Below are 24,321 nucleotides of genomic sequence, written 5' to 3' on the forward strand. Positions count from 1 at the left end.
AGCCCGCTCCCACAGGTTTTTTTTGGGGGGGTCAGATCGGGGGTTGGTGCAGGCAAATGATATGTGGGTCGTCATTCCAGTGCGGGAAACGCTCGGCGATCAGCGGGTCGTGGCCGGGGATGACGTGGTCTTCGCTGTCGGCCAGGCGGTCGATCTCGGTGAAGGCTTCGAGGGATTGCGCCAGGTCATCGAGAATCGGAAACGGACTGCGCTCGCGAATGTTGACCCACAAATGCGCGGCATCCGAGGCCAGCACAATCCAGCCGCGTCCGGTATTCACCCGTACCACCTGGCTGCCCGGCGTATGTCCGCCTACCGGATGCAGGGTCACGCCGGGAGCTACCTCGACAACACCGTTGTGTAAACGCATCCGCCCTTCGAACAGCGGCGGCAGTGCCGACATCACGTCCTCGACCTCGTAGGTTTTGTTCACCGTGCGATGGGCCATTTTCGGCCCGGTGCAGAAACGCAGTTCCGCTTCCTGCAAATGCACGGTCGCCTTCGGGAACAGTCCGAGGTTGCCGGCATGATCCCAGTGCAAATGGGTCAGGATCAGGTGCTTGACCTCGGCCGGATCGATGTCCAGTTGCCGCAGGGATTCTTCCGGCAGGCGGTACATCTGGCGATTGCGCCGGTCCGCCGTGGCCGGTTGGAAGCAGGTGTCGACCACAATCACCTGCTGCTCATTGCGGATGATCCAGAAGTAGTAGTCCAGCGGCATCGGCGCATTCGGATCACCGCAGCAGGCATCGTAGAGAAAATTCTCCCTGGCGGTGCGCTGGGCGTTTGCGCCGACACGGATAGCGAACACTTCGTACACAGGAGCAGACATGGACACCTCCGGGTTCAGGCGGCCGCCGTGGTTTTGAGGGTCGGACGGAAATCGAAATCGATCTGGTCGCTGATGCCCAGGTCATGGGCCAACTTATGCAGACCGCTGTAGTCGCGCATGATGGTCGCGTTCTTGTTGCTCTCGAGGGTGTCGGCAATGATCAGCGCCGCATCCTCGACCCCGAGCTGCGTCAGAATCGCCTCCCACATCGAGTAGTCCTGAGCAATAAAAGCACTCAGCGCCACCGACAGGTTGCGTGCGAAAAATTCCCGCTGGATGGGCGGCATGTTCGCGTACATGACTTTGGACACTTCGGCCAGCACCTTGCTGTGGGCATATTCGTCACGATTGTGCAGCTCGGCCACCCGGCGGTTCTGCGGCTGGATGGTCTGGTCGTCTGCCAGCAAGTCCAGATAGGCGTTGACGCTGATCTCGGCCACCACCGCAAAAGTGATCGCTGCCAGATCCCGCTGCCATTGCTCGGGCAGTGCTTCCCTCTGGGCTTTCAGGCGCAGGTAAGTGACGGAGGGCGGCAAGTCCAGATCCTGATCCAGCGCCCGGTCCAGCTTTGTCCGCTCGATGGCGCGCAGGTGCATCAGCGTGTGGTAGTGCTCGTCGATCAGGGTCTGTTGCATGGCCTCGCGAAAATGCCAGTCATCCTTGCCCAGGTACTGATTGGCGATGACGCTCAGCGCCGGATTGACCACATGTTCTTCGGCTGTGACGGTGCGCAGGTTGTAGCCGATCCAGCCCCAGGTCACCACGCTGCTTTTGAGCTCGTCGCTCAAGGCCTGAAATTTCGGATGATGGAAGAACGGCACCATGCACTCCGGGTAGTCCGGGCGCGTCGGGTCGAACTCCTCGTTGACCTGTCCCCTGTCCGGCGAACACACCGTGGCGCGCTTGGTCCAGGCCTGATTGAGCCGCACGATCAGTTGATGATCGACCTGGGCGATCTCGATTGCTGTTTGCATGACGCGATACCTGTAAGACGCGTACCCACCAAGGGGTACGCCAAAAGAATGAAGGGCGCCGGAAAAATCAGGCCAGCCAATAGCGGGTCAGGTTGCGCGCCGGGTCAGTGTAACGACTGCGGGCGTGGATCATTCGCCAGTTGTCCCAAATCAGCAGACACCCGTCGGGAATCAGCACCGGAACGTTGTGCTCGACGAAATACGCTTCACCGAACACGGCAAACCTGGCCAGCGGCGATGTGCTGTTGGTCACCAGCGATTGCTGCAACGCTTCCTTGGGAGGGTTCACGTCGCCGTAGTGAAACTGGTTGTAGCTGAAGCGGAAAATATCCCCGTCTTGCGTAGGCGTGAGGATGTACTCCTTGACCCGCCGCTGTCCCGGCTCCCCCGGTTTGGCGGTGGCGACGAATTCTACCGGCGTGTTATCCAGCCACTCACGCAGTTCTGGCTCACTGCGCTCCAGGGACTTGAGAAATTCGTAACCGTCCACCAAACCGGTGTGCCCGCCACCGCACCTGGCCTGTTTATGGCAATGCAACGCCAGGTAGCGCGGCGGCGGCCCGTACACCGGCGCTTCGGTGTGCGGGCCGATGCCGTTCATGCTCTGGGAGTACGGCAAGTCTTCGTAACCCGGCTTGCGGGTAATGGCAAAGGCCATCTGGCCGTTGAACTGCGGAATGATCGGGCCGAACTCGCGCAAGGTGCCTACGACATCGTCGGAAAATTCATCCGGGGTCAGCACCGTCCAGCCCAACGTCGACAGTTCTTCATGACGATGGCCGAGCGAAATGTAAGGTTGAGACGCAACAATCCCTTGGTCTGACATGATGAGATTCCTGGCGGGTTAACCGGCGTTGACGGTGGAGGTGTAGGCGGCGATGAAGTCGCGGCAGGCGTCACCCGGTCGGTAACGCTGCCCATCGATGCTCTGCACCGGGGTGATTTCGGCGGCGGTGCCGGTGAGAAAACACTCGTCGAAGTCGCCAAGCTCTGTAGGCAAAATCGTGCGTTCGACCACCTGGTAGTCCAGGGCCTTGGCCAGTTCGATCACCGTCTGGCGGGTGATGCCGTTGAGAAAGCAATCCGGTGCCGGTGTGTGCAGCGTCCGGCCTTTGACGAAGAACACATTGGCACTGGTGGCTTCGGCAACATGGCCGCGCCAGTCGAGCATCAGCGCATCGTGGTAGCCATTGTGCTCGGCGTCGTGCTTGCTCAGCGTGGCGATCTGGTAGTGCCCGGAGGCCTTGGCTTCGAACGGACTGCTACTCGGCGGCGGACGACGCCAGGTCGCGGTCTTCAAACGGATGCCGGCCATGCGCGCCGCCGGATCGAAATAGCTCGGCCACTGCCAACACGCGATGGCCAGGTGCACACGGTTGAAACGCGCCGAGGTGGAAATCATCTCGCTGCCGCGCCAGGCCACCGGGCGCAGGTAGCCTTCGACGACCTTGTTGCGTTGCAGGAGCTCATGGCTGGCCGCTTCCAGTTCAGCCAGCCCATAGGGGATGGCAAAATCCATCAGTTGCGCCGAGCGATACAAGCGCTCGCTGTGTTCGCGCAGCTTGAAGATCCTGCCGTTGTAGACCCGCTCGCCTTCGTACACGGTACTCGCGTAATGCAGGCCATGGGTCAGCACATGCAACTGCGCCCGGGACCACTCGACGAACTCGCCGTCGAGCCAGATAACGCCCTCGCGTTGATCAAACGGGATACTGCTCATATCCATATCTCCCCATTGTTCATGAATTTTCCTACGCCGTTTCCAGCAACACGGGTATCAATTCCGGCACGGCGGTGAGCTCGGTCTGAAAGAAGAACGCACGCTCGCCGAAGGCCGGTTGCAGGTCGTCGAACCAGGTCACCTGTGGATCGAAGCGCGCGTAGAACGTACGCAACACCCATTGCGGATCGCGGGCCTGGAGGAACTGCAGGACGAAGACCTTTTCCCCGGCGACGGTCTCGATACCGTTGATCAACACCTTGCCGTAGAAGGTGCTCATGGACGGCCCGCGCACCGTGCGCGCAAGCCCCGACACCGTGCGGTACGCCGCCTGGAAGATCTCGAAGGCCCGGGCCAGCGGCATTGCGAAGTAATGGCTGGGGCCGGTGTCACGTTCGACGAACATGTAATAAGGCACGGCCCCAAGCCGCACTCCCTCGGTCCACAACGCGGCCCAGTCGGCGGGGTTTTCGTTGATATGGCGGATCACCGGCGCCTGCATGCGCACCGTCGCGCCCGTCGAGCGAATGCGCTCGATGGCCTGGCGGGCAATGGCCTGGCGGATCTCCACCGGGTGGTTGTAGTGGCCCATGATCGACAGGTTTTTCCCCGCCGCGACGATGCGTCGGAACAGCTCCAGCAGCTCAGGCGCATCCTTGTCGCTGACAAAACGCTGGGGCCAGTACGCCACGGACTTGGTGCCGATGCGGATGTTCTTCAGGTGTGGCAACGCCAGTAGCGGCTCGATGTAACCGGCCAGGGAGCGGGTGTTCATGATCATCGGGTCGCCGCCGGTAATCAGCACGTCGGTCACTTCGGTATGCACCCTCAGGTAACTGACCAGCTCCCGGGATTCGCGGGCATTGAACTTGAGTTCTTCCTCGCCGATGAACTGCGCCCAGCGGAAACAGAAGGTGCAGTACGCGTGACAGGTCTGACCGGCACCGGGGAAAAACAGCACGGTCTCGCGGTACTTGTGCTGGATGCCCGGCAGGACTTTGCCGTTGAGGGTGGCAACGTTGTGGGTCAACTGCCCGGCCGGATGCGGGTTCATGCGCCGCCAGATCGCCTCGATCCGCCGCTTGATCGCCGCGCTGTCATCCAGCTCGATCAATTGCTTGAGCGAGGCATATTCCTCCGCCAGTAACATGTCCTTATGGGGGAAAGTCATGCGAAAAATCGGGTCGTCCGGAATGTTGTTCCAGTCGATCAGCGTGCCCAGCACGTATTCGTTGGTGCGAAACGGCATGACCCGGGCCACCACGGTCATCGCCTCCTGCAACGCCGGCGTCAGCTTGTGCCAGTAAGGTGTGTCGCGGATGGTGCGTGAGTTATAGGGTTTGTAGCGTTCGTGCTCCGACAGTCCTTGCATGACCGCGCTCCTGGTGATTGCCCTGAGTGTTGTTACGCGATGGCCGGCGCTTTGCGCTCTATGTCCATCCATGCCCGGACGCTGTCGCGATCCCACTGGCGACGTACATACGCTGCGAGCCGCGCCGGCACCGGATCGCCGTTGGCAACCAGTCGGTTGAGCATGATTGCCAGGTCGGTGTCGGCAATGCTCCAGTCACCGAACAGATGCTCGGCGCCCTCTTCCAGCAAATGCTCGGCGACGAAAAACAGGCGCTCGACGGCGGTTTGGGCCTCGTCGGACAGCGCGGTGTTTTTCTTGTCGAAGTACACCAGGTCAAACGGCCGCTCCTTGCGCACCACCAGCAAGTCACTGCGCAACCAAGCCTGCAATTGACGGGCACGGGCGCGCTGCCGGAGGTCCTGCGGGTAGAGCTTTTTATGCCCCGGGGAGAGTTCATCGAGGTATTCGGCAATCGCCGATGATTCCGACAAGGCAAAATTGTCGTGAACTAACGTTGGAATCTTGCAGGTCAGCGAAAGATCGCGATAACTCGCCAAATAGTTTTCGCGCGCTTTCAGATCAACACTAACAAGTTCAAATGAAAGTTGCTTTTCCTTGAGCGCCACAAAAGCCGACATCGCAAAAGCGCTGACATGGTCGGCGCCGACATACAGTTTTAGCTTCCTGTTTTCCATAGAACACTCCATTGACCAACTGCAGGGATTAACGTGCATTGGAAGTGATCGTAGTTAGTTGGATCAAAGCTGGATAGATACAGAATTTGCCCGTTTCAATCGATACAGAAATTTGTTTTCCACTGACAGACACACAACCAAAACCCCGGCAACAACGTTGCAAAAAGCGATACCGGGGGCAGGTCTTGAAAACAAAAAAAGGGAGCCGACGAAGGTGGGCTCCCTGGGCGTTTGCGGGGGGGAAATTATGCCTGGGTGGTGATCAGGCCATGGCTGTCGGCGAAGTTCGAGAGCAGTGCCATTTGCGGCATGTTGCTCATGTTCAGCATCGCCAGTGGCTCGTGTTTGCTGGTGTTGACGAAGCCGTGTCTGGTCCACGCCGGTACCAGCAACACGTCGCCATTGCTGACGTTGACCCCGTCGGCATCGCCGAGGGTCAACACGCCACTGCCACACTGGATGACAAACAGGTGCCACCAGGAATGGGCATGACCGTTGAGCGTCACACCGGGGTTCAGCCATTGCATGGCGATCGCCATGCCAGGTGTCACCTCACAGCCTTCAATGCTCTTGTCGTGAGCCAATGCGACAATATCAATGTCGCTGGCTTCAAGGGCCTGACGCATACCCGCCAGTTCGGTGCCTTTCCACACTTTGGCACTTACCGCTTGATGGTGCAGGCTCTGACGAAAATCCTTATATGAAAAAAACGCACCTTGAAAGTTATCCATTCGCACGCCCTTTCTTTTTATTCCCCATACTTTAGCGCTAAACCTTAAGTTAACGGTTCAGCGCTGTAAAGCCGGGGGAATAATTTATAAAACCGATGGACGCAAGGCTGCGATCATGTCCACTTCTATCGCCGCATTCTTGGGTAACTGATACACACCTATCGTGGTGCGTGTATGTTTACCGGCATCGCCCAGCACATGGCTGAACACATCCGAGGCGCCGTTGGCCACTTCGCTTAAATCGACAAAGTCCGCCGTGGACTTCACATAGACCGTGACCCGGATCAATGACTTGATCTTGTCCAGCGAACCAATGGCATCGACGATCAGCGCCAGGCCGCGCATCGCACTGATGCTGGCCGCCGCTTGCGCATCGGCCATGTTGAGGTCCAGCCCGACCCGGCCGGGGTAGTGGATCTTGCCGTTCATGCGCGGCACCAGGCCGCTGATGTACAGCTCATCGTGATGACGGATCAGCGGCGCGTAATGCCCGCCTGCTGTGTTTTCGCCGTAGATGTCATAGCCAAACTCTTTGGCCAGGGCGATGAAGCGTTCATCGCAGGTCATGTGCTGGATCATTGATCGAACCCTCTTGATCAGTAATGCAAAAAACGGGTGCTTGCGGGCTCAGCACACGGCGCGGGTGGCCGGTGCCAGGCAAATCACCTCAATGCGTGACTCAATCGCCTCGGCCAGACGCAACAGGTCGTTGCTCAGTTGCCCGTAGTGTTCGTTGAACAGCACGATGTGGCCGATGAATGAGAAGTTGTCCTTGATCTGCACGCTGACCGAGTCACCGACACGCTTGGCGTACTGCCCTTCCACCAGGTCGATACGCAGGGCGCGGGCCAGGGTCTCGATGTCAGGCGTCGCGCGCAGGATGCCGTCTGCCGGCGCCCTGAGCAGGCGAATGCCGCAGTAACCGCGAGCCACTGGTTCATGCTGCTCGGTCTTGCCTTCCACCGCCCAGCGCACCCAGCGTTCCCACGGATCGAAATTGACGAAGGCCTGCTTGGCCAGGTCCCAGATGTGCATGCCGCCGGGGCGCATGTTGGTCTCCACGGCGGAAGTCAGGTTGTCGCTGCGCAGGAACACTTCGTTGTGCCAGGCCCCATTGTCCTGGGATACCAGACCCGACATATGTCGACCGGCTGCCATCAAGCGTGCCTGTACCTCAGCCGGAAGCGGTGCCGGTACGACTTGCTGGATTTCCGCGCGGTAGGCGCCTTCGGTGGTGGTTTTTTCCGTCACCCAGGTGCTGCCGGCCACGTAGTCCCAGCTGTATTCCCGGGCGTTCTGCACCAGCGCTTCAAGGACGATGCCGCCTTCGCGATAAGGCTTCAGGGCCAGCCAGGCGTCATCGCATTCCGAAGGGTGATGGATGACGCGACAGCCCCGGCTGGCGCCTTCGCAGGCCGGTTTGATGAAGGCCTTGCCGCCCAGTTCAACGACGCGCTGGCGCAGTTCCGCCAGGCTTTCGACTCGTGCGGAAAACACCGGTCGGTATTCTTCAGGGGAGGTGCCGGCCGCCGCTTCGAGCCGGCGAAAGATCTGCTTGTCCAGCCCCGCCCGCGCTTCGTCCGGGGTAATGCCCGGCAGGCCGAAGTGGCTGGCCAGCGCTGCACCAAGCAGCACGCCGCGATCGGAGAACGGCAGTACGCCGATCAGTTTCCAGTTGTCGGCATTCAGACACCCCACCACCAGTTCAAGGGACGCCGCCACATCTTTTTCGGCCAGCGAAGTGCTGCAGACGTGATCGGCCACCTGGTCGTCATGGGGCTGAATTTTCTCGACCAGCAGGATGAGCCTGGCGTTGTAGAGCGACTTGCACAGCTCGCGCAGTTTCTGGATATCGTGAACCCGATTGCCGTTGTAACCGACCACTACTACGCATGAAGTCGTATTCATTAATGCCCCCGACCTGCAAAGTGAAAACCGCAACGGCGATGACTCAGTCATGCAACGACGCATTGGATTTACGGTTGAGCCAGTACCAGGCCAGGATCCCTCCGGCACCGATAACGGCCAGCACCAGCGCGTTGCAGGGCGCAGGCACCACCCGCATGATCAACACCGTCAACCCGGCCCCGACACCCAGGGACACTTCCTTGACGAACATGTTGTTCTGCTTGACCGAGAAGTAATCGAGATAGCTGAACGCGCATTCGGCGATGGACAGCAGCGCCACCCAGATCAACGCCCCGGCGAGGGTTTCGACGTGGAACGCGGCGGGCGAAGACAGCACGGCAAAGCCGCCGACGATGATCCCGATCACCGCCACGACCTTGAAGCGCCCGGTGCGCTCGATCAGCTTCATCACCGGCACCTGGGCAAACACCACCACGGCGCTGTTGAGGATCAGCATCAAGCCGTACCAGGCCGGCAGCTCGCCGGTCTTGAGCAGGATCGCCTGTGGCAGGATCGAGAACACCCCGAACAGCTTGATGCCCATGATGATGCCGGCGATCACCCACGGCAGTTTGTTGCCCCAGTTGCTGCCGACCTGATTGGCCGGGCGGGCCAGCACCGGTTCGGTGGTGAAGGTCGCGCCGAGGGCGATCGGCAGGCACAGCAACACAAAGGCCGCCGCACCGAGGAAAAACATCGTAGGCGTGAGCAACGGCGACAGCAGGATCAAACCGGCCACCAGGCTGCCCATGTTCATGGCCACGCGGTTGTAGGCCGCGCCTTCCTTGGTCTGGGCCGCTTCGCTCTTGATCAGGTAACCGGCAATGGCAATGCCGTAGGCAAACAGTGCGGCAGCAAACATCACCATGCCCTGGTTACTGGTGATCGCCAGAAGCACCAGCCCGAGCCCTGCACACAGCAGCGTGACACTCAGGGAACGGCGGCCAAGCACCAGTAAAGTCAGGGGTAACAGCAGCAACAAGGCGCGATATCCAAGGGCCAGGATGCTGTTGGTGGCCGTGTCGAGCCAGACGTTGGCCTTGCCCAGCACCGCGAACAGCGAGACGGCGGTGATGATCCGGATCGTGAATAACCGCAGGTTTATGACCGGTTTGGCTACCGCGACCGTTGTTTCGACACTCATGCAGCACCTCAGGAACCGGGTGAACGCCCGCCGACAAAGGCCGACATTCAGAAAAGTCTGTAAGGGCATGGTAGAGAGAGAGGCTTGTCCTGATCAGGGCAAGTTCGTATAGAATCCAACGAACTTTACTGCCGGAGAGACCAGTAAAATGCAGGTTCAACGCGCAGTCATTGCCGCCATTGAATTCCAGCCCGGCGCGCCGCTGGTGCAGCAGATCGTCGATCAACTGACCCAGGCGATCAGTACCGGTGGCCTGCCCCACGGCGCCAAGCTGCCGCCGATTCGCGAACTCTCCGACTTGATGAACGTGGGCAAGTCCACGGTGGTCGATGCCCTGGACCGCATGCGGGCCAAGGGGCTGGTGGTGTCTCGCCAGGGCTCCGGACATTACGTGCATCGCTCCGAAGCGGCGCTGAAAAGTGGCACCGGCCCGGATCTGCAACCCCAGGACACCCTCAGCGTGATTCGTCGCGCCCTGCTGCTGGACAACGGCACGCTGCGTCCCGGCTGCGGTTTTCTGCCGACCTCGTGGCTACCCGCCGAAGAATTGCAGAAAGCCGTGCGCGCCACCCTGCGAGCAACATCGTTGCGCATGGGCGAGTACGGCGTGGCCGGCGGTTACTTGCCATTGCGTCAGGCCTTGCGGGTCAAGCTGGCCACCTTCGGCATCGAAGCGCCGGTGGACCAGATCATCACCACCGCCAATACCATGCAGGCCATCGACCTGCTGATGCGCCTGCTGGTCAAACCCGGCGACACCGTGTTGCTCGACGACCCCTGCTATTTCAACATGCACGCCAACCTGGCGTTGCACGGGGCCAAGGTCATCACCATCGCCCGGGATTGCGACGGCATGGACCTCGACGCTTTCGAGCAACTGCTGATCGCCCACAAACCCGTGCTGTACATGACCAACAGCACGCTGCATAACCCCACCGGCCACTCGTTCACCCCGGCCCAGGTCTACCGCTTGCTGGAGCTGAGTCACCGCCATGGCTTGCACATCGTCGAAGACGATCTGTACTGCGACATCCAGCAACGCCGCACCCCGCGCCTGGCCGCCAGCGGGCTGGACAATGTGAGTTATGTGTCGGGCTTCTCCAAGACCCTGACCGCCAACAGCCGCGTCAGCTACACCGTACTGTCACCGCAACTGGCGGCACGCATGGTCGCGCTGAAAATGGCCTGCGGCGGGGTGACGTCGGAACTGGCGGAGCAGATCACCTGCACCATGCTCAGCGACGGCAGCTATGCCAAGCATGCGCGGCGCACGGTGGATCGGTTGTATGAGTCCAATAGTCGTGTGGCCGGTTGGTTGGCGGAGGCTGGGTGCTCGCTTTCCTCGTTGCCCGGCGAAGGCGTGTTTATCTGGGCGCGGCTGCCAGACGGCTTGCATGCCGAGAACCTGGCTCGCCAAGGGCTGGAGAACAATATGGTATTGGCGCCGGGTACCTTGCTGAGCAAAGGGCCGAATGCCAGTCAGTTCCTGCGCTTCAACGTGGCGCACAGCGACAGCTTGCAGGTGCGCGAGCGGTTTTTCCGGTTGCTCGATAAACCACTTAAGTAACTGACTGCCCTCAACCCTGTGGGAGCGGGCTTGCCCGCGAAGAGGCCATCACATCCAGCATCAATAATGAAAAAGCCCCGCGTTTAGTTTGAAACGCGGGACCGTGGTTGCTTGAGGGGTATTAATTCGAATCAGCCAAGGCTAAGCGCTCAGCCCACTCACATAAATTCTTCTGCCCTCAAAAATTCTTGTAGTTTCCATAAGGAGAAAACGATCAGACAAAGACCACTAAGCCAATTCAATGCGCGAATATTCTTCCTTCCACGCAACGCCCTTCCAACAACGTCTCCTCCCAGGACGTACAGCATCTGGCAGGCAAAACTACCGATAAAGAAACCGGTCAGGGAAAGCGGTACGTTAATCGTCACCCCGTCCGAATGATTAGCGATGACAAAAGAAGTGATTGCGACGATGGTCAGGGGATTGGTCAGTGTTAAAGCAAACACTGAGAGAAAACCTGACTGGCGCGAGTGGTTCATATCTGGATCTGAGTACACAGAAACCCTTACACCCAGATAGAACAGATAGACGATCGAGGCGATCGTCAACAGATCTAGATGCCTAAGTACAAATGCTTTAACGAGCGCTACACCCGCTAGCGCGACAGCCGAATACAGGGCATCTGCCAGTGCTGCACCCAATGCACCGGGAATCGCGCTTAATCGTCCATGCAAGATGGACTGCCTCAATATGATTAGCGCAATAGGCCCGAACGATATCGACAGGACAATTGAAAAAACCAAAGACCGTTGAAAATCCTGCACCGGCTCACTCCCTGAATTTCGCCGCAGGCAAAATATCTGCAGGTCGAATGAACGGCAATGGCCGACTGATGAATAACTTTTTCATTCAGAAGATTCGCCACCCAAAAAGACAAAATCCCTACAGACACAAAGCAGCGAATTATCCTCGCAAAATTCCTGATACACCGCGGCGCGGCCTTCGCGAGCAAGCCCGCTCCCACAGGGCTCAGCGTCGTGCTCGATATCAGCGATGACGCTAGTCCAATGTGGGAGCGAGCTTGCTCGCGATGGCGGCAACTCGATTCATTTGAAAACCCCAATAAAAAGCCCCGCTCTTCTCTCGAAGGCGGGGCTTTTCGTTACAGCATCTAAACCTTAAGGCGCGTACGTCAGCAGCAACTCCGTCGGCACTTTGAAGTCCAGAGACATCATCACGCTCAACGCGGTAATGGTGAAGATCGAGAACACGAACAGCTTGCGTGCCCAGACCGTGTCATCCACTGCCTTGTAGCCGGTCCAGGCCATGTACAGCCAGTACATGCCCATGGCCGCGGCGACGGCGAGGTAGCTCATGCCGGCGTAGCCGCTGAAGGTCAGCATCAAGGTCGCCACGAGGAAGGCCAGGATGTAGATCAGGATGTGCTTCTTGGCCACCTGGATGCCGCGCTTCACTGGCAGCACCGGAATCGATGCGGCCAGGTAATCGTTGAAGCGGAAGATCGCGATGGCGTAGGAATGCGGCATCTGCCACAGGCTGAACATCACCAGCAGGGTCAGTGCGGCCATGTCGAAGGTGTTGCTTACGGCGACGTAACCAATCACCGGCGGCATGGCACCCGACAGACTGCCCACCAACGTGCCGTGAACCGACTTGCGCTTGAGGTACAGGCTGTAGAAGCCGACGTAAATCACGAAGCCGATGACCGCGAACAAGGCGGCCAACGGGTTGGCCACCTTGTACAACAAGGCAACGCCGGCGACACCCAGGACGGTCGCATAGATCAGGGCCAGCTTCAGGGAGATCAAGCCCTGGACCAGCACCCGGTTCTTGGTGCGTTCCATCTTGATGTCGATGTCGCGGTCGATGCAGTTGTTGAACACGCAACCGGAGGCAACCACCAGGGACGTGCCGATCATGGCGGCCAGGAAGATGGCCAGATCGACATGCCCTTTGGAGGCCAGGAAAAATCCGCCTGCCACAGAAAGCACGTTACCGAAAATGATCCCCGGTTTGGTGATTTGGATAAAGTGCTTGAGGGACATGCGGACTTACCTCACTTCGCCATCATGAACGTGTGGATGCTGAACATGATCCACAGCGACAGGCCAACCAGCAGGACGATCACGATCGCGGCGAAAACAAACGCAATCACGTTGTTTCGCTGCGCGGCCGAACGGTCCAGGTGCAGGAAGTACACCAGGTGCACCAGCACCTGGATGACTGCGAACGCGACGACGATCATCAGGGTGATCGACTTCGGCAACGTCGGGTACATCACCAGACCGAACGGAATCAGGGTCAGGATCACCGACAGGATGAAACCGATGCCGTAGGACTTGACGCTGCCGTGACCGGCGTCGTGGCTGTCATGGGAGTGTGTGTTAGCCATTTACATAGTCCCCATCAGGTAAACAACGGTGAATACGCAGATCCACACGACGTCCAGGAAGTGCCAGAACAGGCTCAGGCAGCTCAGACGGGTCTTGTTGGTCGCCGTCAGGCCGTTTTTCTGCACCTGATACATCATGATCGCCATCCAGATCAGACCGCTGGTCACGTGCAGACCGTGGGTGCCGACCAGGGTGAAGAACCCGGACAGGAAGCCGGAACGGCTAGGGCCGTAGCCTTCGGAGATCAGTACGTGGAACTCGTTGATCTCCATGCCGATGAAGCCGGCACCGAACATGAAGGTCATGGCCAGCCAGCCCAGGACCTGCTTCTTGTTGCCCTTGAAGAACGCCAGCATGGCGAAGCCGTAGGTGATCGAACTGAACAGCAGCAGAGCGGTTTCGCCCAGTACGTATGGCAGTTCGAAGATGTCGTGGCCCGACGGGCCACCCGCTACGTTGTTAACCAGTACCGCGTACGCCGCGAAGATCGACGCAAACAGAATGCAGTCGGTCATCAGGTAGAGCCAGAAACCGAATACGGTCATCTCGCCCGAGTCGTGGTGATGGTCATCATGCCCATGTCCATCGACATGGGTGTGTCCAGCATTGGTCACTAAGTTCGACATGGTTTAAGCCTGTTCCAACGAGGTTTCAACACGGGTGGCGGTGGCCGGGATTTTCCCTGCCGCTACCAGACGCTTGTGCTGCTCGGCTTCGATGCGCTCGATCACGTCGACCGGCACCATATAGCCTTGATCATCACGGGCCGCGTGGATCACGAAGTAGATCACGGTGCCGGCCAGGCTAGCGATTGCCAGCCACCAGATGTGCCAGATCATCGCAAAACCGAACACGGTCAACAGCGCGCCCATGACCACACCGGTGGCGGTGTTGTTTGGCATGTGGATCGGCTCGTACCTGGCCGGAGCCTTGTACGCGGTGCCGTTTTCCTTGGCTTCGGTGAACGGGTCGACTACGTCGGCTTTTGGCAGCACGGCGAAGTTGTAGAACGGAGGTGGCGACGAGGTCGACCATTCCAGGGTGTGTGCATTCCACGGGTCGCCGTGTTCGCACATGTTTTCCGGCTTGTTGCGGTCACGCACGCTGACGTAAAGCTGGATCAGCTGGCAAGCGATACCGACAGCGATCATCACCGCACCGAACATGGCGACGTACAGGTACGGTACCCACTCAGGGTTAGTGGTGGCGTTCAGGCGACGGGTCATGCCCATGAAGCCCAGAGCGTAGAGCGGCATGAACGCGACGAAGAAGCCGCTGATCCAGAACCAGAATGCTGCCTTGCCCCAACCTTCGTGCAGCTTGAAGCCGAACGCTTTAGGGAAGTAGAACGCGAAACCTGCGATGTAACCGAATACTGCACCGCCGATGATCACGTTGTGGAAGTGCGCGATCACGAACAGGCTGTTGTGCAGAACGAAGTCGGCACCCGGGATGGCCAGCAGTACGCCGGTCATGCCACCGATGGCGAAGGTCACCATGAAGCCCAGGGTCCACAGCACCTGGCTGGTGAAACGCAGGCGGCCCTGGTAGATGGTGAACAGCCAGTTGAACAGCTTCACGCCCGTCGGGATGGAAATCAGCATCGTCGCCAGACCGAAGAAGGCGTTGACGCTGGCACCCGAACCCATGGTGAAGAAGTGGTGCAGCCAAACCATGAAGCCCAGGATCGAGATCGCGCCCGATGCGTAGACCATCGAGTGGTGGCCGAACAGTTTCTTGCCGGTGAAGGTCGAGATGACTTCGGAGAAGATACCGAACGCTGGCAGGATCAGGATGTACACCTCAGGGTGACCCCATGCCCAGAACAGGTTCACGTACATCATCGGATTGCCACCAAGTTCATTGGTGAAAATGTGGAAATCCATGTAGCGGTCAAGCGTCAGCAGTGCCAGGGTAGCGGTCAGGATCGGGAACGAAGCCACGATCAGGACGTTGGCCCAGGTGCAGGTCCAGGTGAAGATCGGCATGTCCATCAGCTTCATGCCGGGGGTACGCATTTTCAGCACGGTGGCCAGGAAGTTGACCCCCGTCAGCGTCGTACCCAGGCCCGATAGCTGTAGCGCCCAGATGTAGTAATCCATCCCCACGCCAGGGCTGTATTGCAGGCCCGACAGCGGCGGATAGGCAACCCAGCCGGTCTTGGCGAATTCGCCGACGCCCAGGGACAGGTTGATCAGCACCACGCCGGAAACCAGCAGCCAGAAGCTCAGGGAGTTCAGGAAAGGGTAGGCAACGTCACGCGCGCCGATCTGCAGCGGCACTGCAAGGTTCATCAGGCCGGTGAAGAATGGCATCGCCATGAAGATGATCATGATCACACCGTGAGCGGTGAAGATCTGGTCATAGTGTTCAGGTGGCAGGTAGCCAGGCGAACCCTCGGTGGCCATGGCCAGCTGGGTACGCATCATGATGGCGTCGGCAAAACCGCGCAGCAGCATGACCATGGCGACGATGATGTACATCACGCCGATTTTCTTGTGGTCGACCGACGTCAGCCACTCGGTCCACAGGTAGGTCCACTTCTTGAAGTAGGTGATTGCAGCGAACAGCGCCAGACCACCGAGCGCGATCATGGCGATGGTCACCATTACGATCGGCTCGTGGAACGGGACTGCTTCCCAACTTAATTTACCAAACATCGTTTACTCCTCTGCCCCGGCAGCTGAATGCGAGTTCATGTCCATTCCTTGCGTAGCGGCCACTTCTTTCTCTTCTTTCTCGTGCTTCACTTTCGGACCCGGTTTCATGCCTTCGTACTTGTCGACGATGGTCTGGAACAGGTTCGGCGTCACCGAGGAGTAGAGCTCGACTGGGTTGTTCTGGCTCTGCTTGGCAAGGGCTGCGTATTCAGCTTGTTCAAGCTGTTTAGGTGCCTTTTTGACTTCACTTACCCAGGCGTCGAAATCTTCCTGGGAAGTTGCGATCGCTTTGAATTTCATGCCGGTGAAACCAGCGCCGCTGTAGTTGGCGGAGATACCGTCCATTTCAGCGTTTTCGTTGGCGATCAGGTGCAGCTTGGTCTGCATGCCCGCCATCGCGTAGATCTGGCCGCCCAGCGCAGGGATGAAGAACGAGTTCATCACGGCGTCAGAGGTAATGCGGAAGTTGATCGGGGTGTGCGCCGGGAACACGATCTTGTTGACCGTGGCGATGCCTTGTTCCGGGTAGATGAACAGCCACTTCCAGTCCAGCGCGACCACTTCGATGGTCACCGGCTTCACGTCGGATTCCAGCGGTTTGTACGGGTCAAGGGCGTGGGTCGACTTGTAGGTGACGTAACCCAGGGCAATGATGATCAGCACAGGAACAGCCCACACCGCGATCTCGATCTTGGTGGAGTGGTTCCATTTCGGGGTGTAGGTAGCGTTGGTGTTGGACGCGCGGTATTTCCAGGCGAACAGGAAGGTCATGACGATGACCGGAACCACGACCAACAGCATCAGCAGCGTTGCGGTGATGATCAGGTTTCGCTCGTCCAGACCGACCTGGCCCTTGGGATTGAGCAAGGTCATGTTGCAGCCTGACAGCAACAACGTGCCGATCAGCGGCAATAAGCCTAGTAGTCTGGGGTACCTGTTTTTACTCATCTCACGACCTCTAAAGCAGCTTGCGCAATGCAGTTGGGTTTTGATCGCCAACACTTCACCCTGCCAAGGGTTGGCATTTTTCTTGGATTGAATAAGGGCATGCCCGTCGCGCGTCAGACGCTGTACGACAAATCCCGGGCCTGCGGTGAGTTCTTATTCGAATACGTGGTCAAAGGCCTTTTTACAGACCAATTCCATTTGGTGCGGGTAGTTGGAGGCTCCGACACCTGGGCATCGCATGAAGCCACCAGACCTCTCGACACCCTGTTTCTGCTCACGCCTGGTTAAGATTTGAGCAGTGCCGGGAATTCAGTGCGGGCGATTGTAGATATGTAATGTTTTATAAACCATGTCTCATCCCGAAATAATTTTTATCCGAACCGGCAACAATCATTAACCGTTTTCGCAAAAGTGGCGCATCTTATCGAAATTCATTCTCAACAAAAACACCAAAATAAGTAGGTCTTCCACCCACGGTTCAGACAGTATCGAGTCCTTCCTCTGTGCCCTTGACCTTGCCCAAGGCCCGATATGACGGGGGCTGCGGCCATTCGCCAGAGCCTGTTAAAACTGCCTGTTCGCGCTCACAACAGAGAAAAACGAAAGCCTGCAAAACAGCCCGATTTCGTTACGTTTCCATGCACTAATCCGGCCTTCTCGAACGCCCTGCGGCACTCGCTCTGTGACAACATGTCGCACACGTGTCGCACCCTTGATTGCCGCCCGTCACGGTCTTTTTACCCAGCCTCTGAAATGTGCCGCGCAAGACAAAAAAAGCCCCGACCCTCTCTTCGAGGACCGGGGCTTTTTTGTCCGACAATGCGCGGCGGCAGATGACCTCAGCGCAGTGTTTTGCGGTTACGCGAGGTGAGCAACGGCACCAGCACCACGATCAGCACGAAGGCGACCAGTGCCCACTGCGCCAGCGACAGACCGAGGATCGGCGGGTATGGCGTGGAACAGAAACCGTCGACCTGGAAACCCAGCGGGAAGATTTTCGCCAGTGGCAAGTCATCGACAATCGGTTGCAGCACATCGATGCCGCAGCTGACCGCTGGATAGAATTGCGTATAGACGTGATGCCCGGCAACGCCTGCGCCTGCCACTGCACAGATCACCACCAGGGTTTCAAACACCGTGATGCTGCGACGGCCGCGCATGGCCGCGCCGATGAAGGCAAAGATCGCGATCAGCAGCAACGCGTAACGTTGCAGGATGCACAGCGGGCAAGGGGCCTCGCCCAGAACAATTTGCATGTACAGCGCACCGCCGATCAGCGCCAGGCAAATGATGCCCAACAACACCAGGTAGCGCCGTTCACGCCCCAACCGCATGGATTCATCGCTCATCGCGTTTCCCTTCAAAATATCGATTGCCCGCCAGTCTACACGCTGGCCCGGACCTTTGAGAGTCTGGAGCATGTGAGGGGGATTCGGGGGAATAGACGACAAGGCGGTTAAGAAGGGATTAACTTTCTGGCTTTTTTCAGTTCAGGACCGAGGTGAAGCCATCGCGGGCAAGCCACGCTCCCACAGGTTTTGTGTCGTTCACATCAATCTGGATCGACACAAATCACTGTGGGAGCGTGGCTTGCCCGCGATGAAGGCGACGCGGTGAGCCTGCTGGCCCACCACGCCAACCCCTTACTCCAGCGCCGCTGCCGGCCCGAAGAACTCATAGCGGCTTTGCTTCTCCGGCACACCCAGCGCCTTGAGATGGCGCTTGATGGACGCCATGAAACCTTTCGGCCCCAGGAAGTAAGCATCCAGGTCACGCTGCTCCGGCAGCCATGCATCCAACTGCTGCTGGCTCAACAAACCGACCTTGTGCGCCGCCGGACTCACGCCGTCGTCCTCGGAGTAGCAATAGAAGCGCTTGAGTTGCGGGTGACGTTCGGCCAGGCCATCGATCCAGTCGCGGAAAGCATGGACGCTGCCGTTGCGCGCGCAGTGGATGAAATGCACCGGCCGCCGGGTTTCCAGCGCCGCTTCGAGCATTGCCAGGGTCGGGGTGATGCCGACACCACCGCTGATCAGCACCAATGGTTTGTCGCTGGCGGTCAGGATGAACTCGCCCGATGGCGGGAACAGCTGGATGCTGGCGCCAACATGCAACTGGTCGTGCAGGAAGTTGGAAGCACGGCCACCGTCCTCGCGTTTTACACTGATGCGGTACTGGCCATTGTTCGCCAGCGCCGACAGCGAGTAGTTACGACGGATCTCTTCCCCGTCGAGGATCAGTTTCATGCCGATGTACTGGCCGGGCTCTGCCACCAGGATCGGACCTTTGTCCGCAGGTTCAAAGTAGAACGAGGTGATCTCTGCGCTCTCCTCGACCTTGCCGGCCACGATGAATTCCCGCGCCCCGCGCCAGCCGCCGTGGGCCTGTTCTTTTTGGTCGTAAACGCTGGCTTCGGCGCCGATCAGGATGTCCGCCAGTTGGCCGTAGGCTGCGCCCCAGGCCGCGATCACTTGCGGGGTGGCGATCTCTTCGCCCAATACTTCGGCGATGGCCCGCAGCAGGCAGCTGCCGACAATCGGATAGTGTTCTGGCAGGATCTGCAGGGCCACGTGCTTGTTGATGATTTTGGCCACCAGGTCGCCCAACTGGTCGAGCTGGTCGATATGCCGCGCATACATCAATACGCCGTTAGCCAGAGCACGCGGCTGATCACCGCTGGCCTGGTGGGCCTGGTTGAACAGCGGGCGGACTTGCGGGTATTCGGAGAGCATCATGCGGTAGAAGTGCGTGATCAGCGCCTCACCACCGCTTTCGAGCAGCGGCACGGTGGATTTGATGATGGCACGGTCTTGAGCGCTCAGCATAAGGTGACTCCTGGTCTTCTTGGGTTGCTAACGGACTTCCCTATGCTTATCAGTTTTCGTGCCAACTATTTAGTTCTTAAAAATCAATAAGTTAATAACTCAATAGTCATTTCGACACTGCCTGCTTTATAGTCATACCGACTACACGGAGTCACTATGACTGCAAAACCGCTGCTCACCGCCCTGCTGCCCCTGGTCTCCGACCTGTCCCGCGAACTGCCCGAGGGCGAGCGTTATCGACGCCTGCTGGAGGCCATGCGCGCCCTGCTGCCGTGCGATGCCGCCGCCCTGCTGCGCCTCGATGGTGAATGGCTGGTGCCGCTGGCCGTTGACGGCTTGAGTACCGACACCCTCGGTCGGCGTTTCAAGGTCAACGAGCACCCGCGTTTCGAAGCGCTGCTCAGCGGCCCCGGCCCGACCCGTTTCGCTGCCGACAGCGACTTGCCCGACCCTTATGACGGCCTGGTCGATGGCCTGGATGATCATCTGGAAGTTCACGACTGCATGGGTTGCCCATTGTTCATCGACGAGCGCCCCTGGGGTCTGCTGACCCTCGATGCCCTCGACCCGGAGCGCTTCGAACCGATCGAACTGGACGCCCTGCAGGCCTTCGCCAGCCTCGCGGCGGCCACGGTCAACGCCGCCGAGCGCATCGAGCGGTTGAACAACCGGGTCGAAGATGAACATCAACGCGCCGAGGTCTACCGCCAGGCCAGCGGCCAGCAGAATCGCGAGATGATTGGCCAGAGCAAGGCCCACAAGCGTCTGGTCGAAGAAATCAGCCTGGTGGGCGGCAGCGACCTGACCGTGTTGATCACCGGCGAAACCGGAGTCGGCAAGGAGTTGGTGGCCCAGGCCATCCATGCCGCCTCGCCCCGCGCCGACAAGCCGATCATCAGCCTCAACTGCGCCGCGCTGCCCGACACCTTGGTGGAGAGCGAGTTGTTCGGCCATGTTCGTGGCGCATTTACCGGGGCGATGAACGACCGCCGTGGCAAGTTCGAACTGGCCAATGGCGGCACGCTGTTTCTCGATGAAGTCGGTGAGTTGTCGCTGACCGTGCAGGCCAAATTGCTGCGGGTGCTGCAGAGCGGTCAGTTGCAGCGACTGGGTTCGGATCAGGAGCATCAGGTCGACGTGCGCCTGATCGCGGCGACCAACCGCGACCTCGCCGAAGAAGTGCGCAGCGGCCGTTACCGCGCCGACTTCTACCATCGCCTCAGCGTTTATCCGCTGCTGGTACCGGCCCTGCGCGATCGCGGGCGCGATGTGCTGCTGCTCAGCGGTTACTTCCTGGAGCAGAATCGCTCGCGCATGGGCCTCAACAGCCTGCGCCTGAACAGCGACGCCCAAGCCGCGCTATTGGCCTACGACTGGCCCGGCAATGTGCGTGAGCTTGAACACCTGATCGGCCGCAGCGCCTTGAAAGCCCTGGGCAATTGCAAGGAACGGCCGAGGATTCTAAGCCTGAGCGCAGCCGACCTGGACTTGCCCAATGCCAGCGTTGAAGCCGCCGCCGAGCAACCCGTCGCTACCATCACGCAAGCGGTGACCGGCGATTTGCGCGAGGCCACCGAGCGTTATCAGCGCCAATTGATCGGTGCCTGCCTGGAGCGGCACAACAACAACTGGGCAAGCGCGGCCCGTGAGCTAGGCCTGGATCGGGCGAACCTGGGGCGGATGGCCAAAAGGCTCGGCATGAAGTGAAGGCCCATCCGGGCGGCGTTCCGACGAAGATGGCCTGACATTCAATGCAAATGCTAAAGCCTGCCCCCGACAAGTCGATAACCCGGCATCGAAGTCATCGGCGATCCCGGGATTGCCCGTCACCTTTTTCCTGAGAAGGTTCTTATGTCCTCCACCAAAGCCCGCGCAGACTCACTTTCGCTTCTGCTGTTTACCTTGCGCAGCGGCAAGCTGATGGCGATCAACCTGCTCAAGGTCAGCGAAATCATTCCCTGCCCGCCGTTGACCAAACTGCCGGAGTCGCACCCTCACGTCAAAGGCATCGCCACCCTGCGCGGAGCCTCGCTGTCGGTGATCGACCTCAGCCGTGCCATTGGTGAGCGTCCGCTGGAAGACCCCAACGGTGGCTGCCTGATCGTCACCGACGTCAGCCGCTCCAAGCAGGGCCTGCACGTGCAGGCCGTGAGCAAGATCGTCCATTGTCTGACCACTGACATCCGCCCGCCGCCCTTCGGCTCCGGTGGATTGCGTGCCTACATCACCGGCGTGACGTCGGTCGATGGCACCCTGGTGCAAGTGCTGGACATCGAAAAAGTCATCCACGGCATTGCCCCGGCACAAATCGAAATGGCGCCGACCGAACTGAGCATGGAAGACGCCGAGCTGCTCGGCAACGCGCGCATCCTGGTGGTCGACGACAGCCAGGTCGCCTTGCAGCAATCGGTGCACACCCTGCGTAACCTTGGCCTGCAATGCCATACGGCCCGCAGCGCCAAGGAAGCCATCGACTGCCTGCTGGACCTGCAAGGCACCGCGCAGCAGATCAACCTGATCGTCTCCGACATCGAAATGTCGGAGATGGACGGCTACGCCTTCACCCGCACCCTGCGGGAAACCCCGGATTTCGCACATCTTTATGTACTGCTGCACACCTCGCTGGACAGTGCGATGAACGCCGAGAAAGCACGACTGGCCGGGGCGAACGCGGTGCTGACCAAATTTTCTTCGCCGGAATTGACCCAGTGCCTGATCACTGCGGCCAAGGCTGTCGCCGAACAGGGTTATTGAGCGTTGAACGAAGAATTTTGCTGGCTGATGCGGCGCGACCTCTCTGTCGTCGTGCCGTCGCCCGATTGGCCAGCCGGCCTGCAATTGAGCGAGTACCGCCCGGAACTGGGCGCCGCCGTGCACCGATTGATGGAGTTCGGTTATCTTGAGGGCGGCGGTCGCGTAGCCGCGCTGGAGATGTGGCAACGGCAGTTCGAAACCGACCCGGAATATGACCAGGCCCTGTGCTTCATTGTCCTGGATGCCGGAGAAGTGGTGGGCGTTTGCCAGTGCTGGACGAGTGCCTATATCAAGAACCTGGTGGTGCATCCGCGGTTTCAGGGCCGGGGGTTGGGACGTGCCCTGTTGTTGCAGGCGTTCAAGGTGTTCCAGCAGCGGCGTGAAGGTTTCGTTGACCTGAAGGTGCGTGAAGACAACCTTCGGGCCCGGCGCTTGTATGAAAGTGTCGGGATGCGAGCGGTTCGCCGGGAGCCGGTTCCACTCTGACATGCCGCCATCGTCGGAACGCCGCCCGGAGCAAGCTCCCACAGGTTACCCGCCGAACACACAATCTGTGGCCACACTCGACCACGGTGGGAGCGAGCTTGCTCGCGAAGAGGCCGGCAAAGTCTCCATCAATCTTTCAGGCATACTCCTGCTCTGGCCACTCAGCCCAAGGAAGCCTGAACCATGAAAGCTGCGCCCCTGATTCTATTTTGCTTCACAGCCCTCACCTCCCACGCCCACGCCTCCAGCCCTGACGCCTGGGCCACCTACGACAAAGCCGTACTCACCAGCTGCACCAAAGCCAGCGGTTTGAAGGACAGCAAACCGGTCGGCAACGCCGCGCAGTTCGATGACCGGGTCGGCTACACCGCGCTCCTGCTCCAGGGCCAGTACCCGCAAAAGCACATGAAAGGCGCACAAGGCACCGAGTTGTGCCTGTACAACAAAAAGAGCAAAACCGCGTATGTCACCGAATGGGACTCCATCCACCCGACCGGCAAGACAAACTGAATGGCGCATAACTTGCTTCGATAACGGCCTTTGCGGCGGCATTCTGTCGCCGTTTCATGCCCTGTGATGCGAATGAACGCTCAATGAATACGACGTTTTCCTGTGTAGGCTGCGGCAAATGCTGCAACGACCACCATGTGCCCCTGACCTTGAGCGAAGCCCGGATGTGGACAGCCGACGGCGGTCAGGTGATCGTGCTGGTGGAAGCCTTTCTGGGCAATGGCCTGGGTCTGCCGATGCACCAACGGGAACACGCCGAACGGCGCTCGGCGGAGGTGCGCAGCGGTGAATCCGAAGCGTACGTGGCCATCACCTTCGCCGCCTACAATGTCGGCCCCTGCCGGAATCTTGACGAAGACAACCTCTGTCGCATCTACGAACGCCGGCCGCTGGTGTGCCGTATCTATCCGATGGAAATCAATCCGCACATACCTCTGAACATCGCCGTGAAGGAATGTCCGCCCGAGTCGTGGGAAAAAGGACCGGACCTGATTGTAGGCGGTGAACTGGTAGACCGGGAGCTATCGGAATTGATCCAGCGCTCCCGTCAGGCCGATCGCAATGACATTCAGATGAAGGATGCGATTTGCGCGTTGCTGGGGATTCGGACAACCGCGCTGAAGGGCGATGGATTCACCGCTTATCTGCCGGACATGAACGAGTTCGCCACGATCGTCGATGAATTGACCGGACAGGCCTTGCCGCAATGGAGCAGCGAATGGCTGTTCCATGTCTCGACTGAGGATGTCGCCGGACAGGTACTTGCGGCCGGCGCTCAAGTGGCGACGGATGCGCCGGCGAACTATGCGTTTATTTCATTGCGCACGGCCTGAACGCCTGACTCTGACGCAAACTCGAT

25 protein-coding genes are annotated in these 24,321 nt (G+C 59.3%); 7 read left to right on the plus strand and 18 right to left on the minus strand.

All coding sequences use genetic code 11. The annotated features are described in order from the left end of the window. Window positions 1-31: 31 nt before the first annotated feature. The 10 genes from PMI34_RS23565 to PMI34_RS23520 form a co-directional block, all read right to left on the minus strand. Window positions 32-832 (minus strand): N-acyl homoserine lactonase family protein, encoded by an 801-nt coding sequence (locus tag PMI34_RS23565; protein ID WP_008046730.1) that lies wholly within the window; start codon window positions 830-832, stop codon window positions 32-34. A 14-nt stretch (window positions 833-846) separates the two neighbouring features. Continuing rightward, the gene (locus PMI34_RS23560; RefSeq protein WP_008046731.1) at window positions 847-1,806 is read right to left on the minus strand and encodes a diiron oxygenase; all 960 of its coding nucleotides are present in this window, start codon (window positions 1,804-1,806) and stop codon (window positions 847-849) included. Between the two features lie 67 nt (window positions 1,807-1,873). Beyond that, a complete protein-coding gene (locus PMI34_RS23555) occupies window positions 1,874-2,632 on the minus strand; it encodes a TauD/TfdA family dioxygenase (RefSeq protein WP_008046732.1) in 759 nt (252 codons plus the stop codon). An 18-nt stretch (window positions 2,633-2,650) separates the two neighbouring features. After that, on the minus strand, window positions 2,651-3,526 hold the full coding sequence (locus PMI34_RS23550) for a branched-chain amino acid aminotransferase (RefSeq protein ID WP_008046733.1): 876 nt from the start codon (window positions 3,524-3,526) through the stop codon (window positions 2,651-2,653). Between the two features lie 31 nt (window positions 3,527-3,557). Continuing rightward, the gene (locus tag PMI34_RS23545) at window positions 3,558-4,898 is read right to left on the minus strand and encodes a KamA family radical SAM protein (protein WP_008046734.1); all 1,341 of its coding nucleotides are present in this window, start codon (window positions 4,896-4,898) and stop codon (window positions 3,558-3,560) included. A 32-nt stretch (window positions 4,899-4,930) separates the two neighbouring features. Then, a complete protein-coding gene (yfcF, locus tag PMI34_RS23540; protein WP_008046735.1) occupies window positions 4,931-5,575 on the minus strand; it encodes a glutathione transferase in 645 nt (214 codons plus the stop codon). Between the two features lie 245 nt (window positions 5,576-5,820). Further along, complete coding sequence (locus tag PMI34_RS23535) at window positions 5,821-6,306, minus strand: cupin domain-containing protein (RefSeq protein WP_008046736.1); 486 nt, start codon at window positions 6,304-6,306, stop codon at window positions 5,821-5,823. Between the two features lie 84 nt (window positions 6,307-6,390). After that, window positions 6,391-6,885: a RidA family protein gene (locus tag PMI34_RS23530; RefSeq protein ID WP_007986839.1), complete on the minus strand. Its 495-nt coding sequence runs from the start codon at window positions 6,883-6,885 to the stop codon at window positions 6,391-6,393. 48 nt (window positions 6,886-6,933) lie between these two features. After that, the gene (locus tag PMI34_RS23525) at window positions 6,934-8,214 is read right to left on the minus strand and encodes an ATP-grasp domain-containing protein (RefSeq protein ID WP_008046738.1); all 1,281 of its coding nucleotides are present in this window, start codon (window positions 8,212-8,214) and stop codon (window positions 6,934-6,936) included. A gap of 43 nt (window positions 8,215-8,257) precedes the next feature. Continuing rightward, entirely contained in the window at window positions 8,258-9,358 is a 1,101-nt protein-coding gene (locus tag PMI34_RS23520) for a hypothetical protein (RefSeq protein ID WP_008046740.1), read from the minus strand. A 148-nt stretch (window positions 9,359-9,506) separates the two neighbouring features. Here PMI34_RS23520 and PMI34_RS23515 point away from each other — a divergent pair, with 148 nt between their 5' ends. After that, complete coding sequence (locus PMI34_RS23515) at window positions 9,507-10,925, plus strand: aminotransferase-like domain-containing protein (protein ID WP_008046742.1); 1,419 nt, start codon at window positions 9,507-9,509, stop codon at window positions 10,923-10,925. Window positions 10,926-11,083: 158 nt separating this feature from the next. On the opposite strand, the gene PMI34_RS23510 is transcribed toward PMI34_RS23515, so the two are convergent. The 6 genes from PMI34_RS23510 to cyoA form a co-directional block, all read right to left on the minus strand. Beyond that, window positions 11,084-11,689, minus strand: a complete 606-nt coding sequence (locus PMI34_RS23510) for a LysE family translocator (protein WP_008046743.1) — start codon at window positions 11,687-11,689, stop codon at window positions 11,084-11,086. Window positions 11,690-12,043: 354 nt separating this feature from the next. Beyond that, the gene (gene cyoE, locus PMI34_RS23505) at window positions 12,044-12,931 is read right to left on the minus strand and encodes a heme o synthase (protein ID WP_008046745.1); all 888 of its coding nucleotides are present in this window, start codon (window positions 12,929-12,931) and stop codon (window positions 12,044-12,046) included. An 11-nt stretch (window positions 12,932-12,942) separates the two neighbouring features. Next, window positions 12,943-13,278 (minus strand): cytochrome o ubiquinol oxidase subunit IV, encoded by a 336-nt coding sequence (cyoD, locus tag PMI34_RS23500; protein WP_008046747.1) that lies wholly within the window; start codon window positions 13,276-13,278, stop codon window positions 12,943-12,945. Next, window positions 13,279-13,905: a cytochrome o ubiquinol oxidase subunit III gene (locus PMI34_RS23495; RefSeq protein ID WP_008046749.1), complete on the minus strand. Its 627-nt coding sequence runs from the start codon at window positions 13,903-13,905 to the stop codon at window positions 13,279-13,281. It lies immediately after the preceding gene. Window positions 13,906-13,908: 3 nt separating this feature from the next. Further along, a complete protein-coding gene (cyoB, locus tag PMI34_RS23490; protein WP_008046750.1) occupies window positions 13,909-15,939 on the minus strand; it encodes a cytochrome o ubiquinol oxidase subunit I in 2,031 nt (676 codons plus the stop codon). A gap of 3 nt (window positions 15,940-15,942) precedes the next feature. Then, window positions 15,943-16,887, minus strand: a complete 945-nt coding sequence (cyoA, locus tag PMI34_RS23485) for a ubiquinol oxidase subunit II (protein WP_008046751.1) — start codon at window positions 16,885-16,887, stop codon at window positions 15,943-15,945. 27 nt (window positions 16,888-16,914) lie between these two features. Between cyoA and PMI34_RS23480 the strand changes: the two genes are divergently transcribed. Further along, window positions 16,915-17,175: a hypothetical protein gene (locus PMI34_RS23480; protein ID WP_008046752.1), complete on the plus strand. Its 261-nt coding sequence runs from the start codon at window positions 16,915-16,917 to the stop codon at window positions 17,173-17,175. Between the two features lie 551 nt (window positions 17,176-17,726). Here the strand turns inward: PMI34_RS23480 and PMI34_RS23475 are convergent. After that, window positions 17,727-18,236: a disulfide bond formation protein B gene (locus tag PMI34_RS23475; RefSeq protein WP_008046753.1), complete on the minus strand. Its 510-nt coding sequence runs from the start codon at window positions 18,234-18,236 to the stop codon at window positions 17,727-17,729. A gap of 294 nt (window positions 18,237-18,530) precedes the next feature. Continuing rightward, window positions 18,531-19,712 carry an NO-inducible flavohemoprotein gene (hmpA, locus tag PMI34_RS23470; protein WP_008046754.1) on the minus strand — a complete coding sequence of 394 codons (1,182 nt, stop codon included), beginning with the start codon at window positions 19,710-19,712 and terminating at the stop codon, window positions 18,531-18,533. 156 nt (window positions 19,713-19,868) lie between these two features. Here hmpA and norR point away from each other — a divergent pair, with 156 nt between their 5' ends. From norR to PMI34_RS23445, 5 genes are all read left to right on the plus strand, one after another. Further along, complete coding sequence (gene norR, locus PMI34_RS23465; protein ID WP_008046756.1) at window positions 19,869-21,419, plus strand: nitric oxide reductase transcriptional regulator NorR; 1,551 nt, start codon at window positions 19,869-19,871, stop codon at window positions 21,417-21,419. A 144-nt stretch (window positions 21,420-21,563) separates the two neighbouring features. After that, window positions 21,564-22,466, plus strand: coding sequence for a chemotaxis protein CheV (locus PMI34_RS23460; protein WP_008046758.1), 903 nt, complete (start codon window positions 21,564-21,566; stop codon window positions 22,464-22,466). Between the two features lie 27 nt (window positions 22,467-22,493). Further along, complete coding sequence (locus tag PMI34_RS23455; protein WP_008046759.1) at window positions 22,494-22,952, plus strand: GNAT family N-acetyltransferase; 459 nt, start codon at window positions 22,494-22,496, stop codon at window positions 22,950-22,952. Between the two features lie 183 nt (window positions 22,953-23,135). After that, a complete protein-coding gene (locus PMI34_RS23450) occupies window positions 23,136-23,462 on the plus strand; it encodes a hypothetical protein (protein ID WP_008046760.1) in 327 nt (108 codons plus the stop codon). An 83-nt stretch (window positions 23,463-23,545) separates the two neighbouring features. Next, entirely contained in the window at window positions 23,546-24,295 is a 750-nt protein-coding gene (locus PMI34_RS23445; RefSeq protein WP_008046761.1) for a YkgJ family cysteine cluster protein, read from the plus strand. Window positions 24,296-24,321 lie beyond the last annotated feature (26 nt).

This window comes from Pseudomonas sp. GM74, from assembly GCF_000282455.1.
In the GTDB taxonomy this organism is placed as follows: Bacteria; Pseudomonadota; Gammaproteobacteria; order Pseudomonadales; family Pseudomonadaceae; genus Aquipseudomonas.

Coding starts and splice junctions, on each gene's coding strand:
- PMI34_RS23445 (WP_008046761.1), top strand. CDS start 23,546: ATGAATACGACGTTTTCCTGTGTAGGCTGCGGCAAATGCTGCAACGAC.
- PMI34_RS23550 (WP_008046733.1), bottom strand. CDS start 3,526: ATGAGCAGTATCCCGTTTGATCAACGCGAGGGCGTTATCTGGCTCGAC.
- PMI34_RS23495 (WP_008046749.1), bottom strand. CDS start 13,905: ATGTCGAACTTAGTGACCAATGCTGGACACACCCATGTCGATGGACAT.
- PMI34_RS23525 (WP_008046738.1), bottom strand. CDS start 8,214: ATGAATACGACTTCATGCGTAGTAGTGGTCGGTTACAACGGCAATCGG.
- PMI34_RS23450 (WP_008046760.1), top strand. CDS start 23,136: ATGAAAGCTGCGCCCCTGATTCTATTTTGCTTCACAGCCCTCACCTCC.
- cyoD (WP_008046747.1), bottom strand. CDS start 13,278: ATGGCTAACACACACTCCCATGACAGCCACGACGCCGGTCACGGCAGC.
- cyoA (WP_008046751.1), bottom strand. CDS start 16,887: ATGAGTAAAAACAGGTACCCCAGACTACTAGGCTTATTGCCGCTGATC.
- hmpA (WP_008046754.1), bottom strand. CDS start 19,712: ATGCTGAGCGCTCAAGACCGTGCCATCATCAAATCCACCGTGCCGCTG.
- norR (WP_008046756.1), top strand. CDS start 19,869: ATGACTGCAAAACCGCTGCTCACCGCCCTGCTGCCCCTGGTCTCCGAC.
- PMI34_RS23515 (WP_008046742.1), top strand. CDS start 9,507: ATGCAGGTTCAACGCGCAGTCATTGCCGCCATTGAATTCCAGCCCGGC.
- PMI34_RS23555 (WP_008046732.1), bottom strand. CDS start 2,632: ATGTCAGACCAAGGGATTGTTGCGTCTCAACCTTACATTTCGCTCGGC.
- PMI34_RS23455 (WP_008046759.1), top strand. CDS start 22,494: ATGCGGCGCGACCTCTCTGTCGTCGTGCCGTCGCCCGATTGGCCAGCC.
- yfcF (WP_008046735.1), bottom strand. CDS start 5,575: ATGGAAAACAGGAAGCTAAAACTGTATGTCGGCGCCGACCATGTCAGC.
- cyoE (WP_008046745.1), bottom strand. CDS start 12,931: ATGTCCCTCAAGCACTTTATCCAAATCACCAAACCGGGGATCATTTTC.
- PMI34_RS23480 (WP_008046752.1), top strand. CDS start 16,915: ATGCAGTTGGGTTTTGATCGCCAACACTTCACCCTGCCAAGGGTTGGC.
- PMI34_RS23535 (WP_008046736.1), bottom strand. CDS start 6,306: ATGGATAACTTTCAAGGTGCGTTTTTTTCATATAAGGATTTTCGTCAG.
- PMI34_RS23520 (WP_008046740.1), bottom strand. CDS start 9,358: ATGAGTGTCGAAACAACGGTCGCGGTAGCCAAACCGGTCATAAACCTG.
- PMI34_RS23460 (WP_008046758.1), top strand. CDS start 21,564: ATGTCCTCCACCAAAGCCCGCGCAGACTCACTTTCGCTTCTGCTGTTT.
- PMI34_RS23530 (WP_007986839.1), bottom strand. CDS start 6,885: ATGATCCAGCACATGACCTGCGATGAACGCTTCATCGCCCTGGCCAAA.
- PMI34_RS23475 (WP_008046753.1), bottom strand. CDS start 18,236: ATGAGCGATGAATCCATGCGGTTGGGGCGTGAACGGCGCTACCTGGTG.
- PMI34_RS23545 (WP_008046734.1), bottom strand. CDS start 4,898: ATGCAAGGACTGTCGGAGCACGAACGCTACAAACCCTATAACTCACGC.
- PMI34_RS23560 (WP_008046731.1), bottom strand. CDS start 1,806: ATGCAAACAGCAATCGAGATCGCCCAGGTCGATCATCAACTGATCGTG.
- PMI34_RS23565 (WP_008046730.1), bottom strand. CDS start 832: ATGTCTGCTCCTGTGTACGAAGTGTTCGCTATCCGTGTCGGCGCAAAC.
- cyoB (WP_008046750.1), bottom strand. CDS start 15,939: ATGTTTGGTAAATTAAGTTGGGAAGCAGTCCCGTTCCACGAGCCGATC.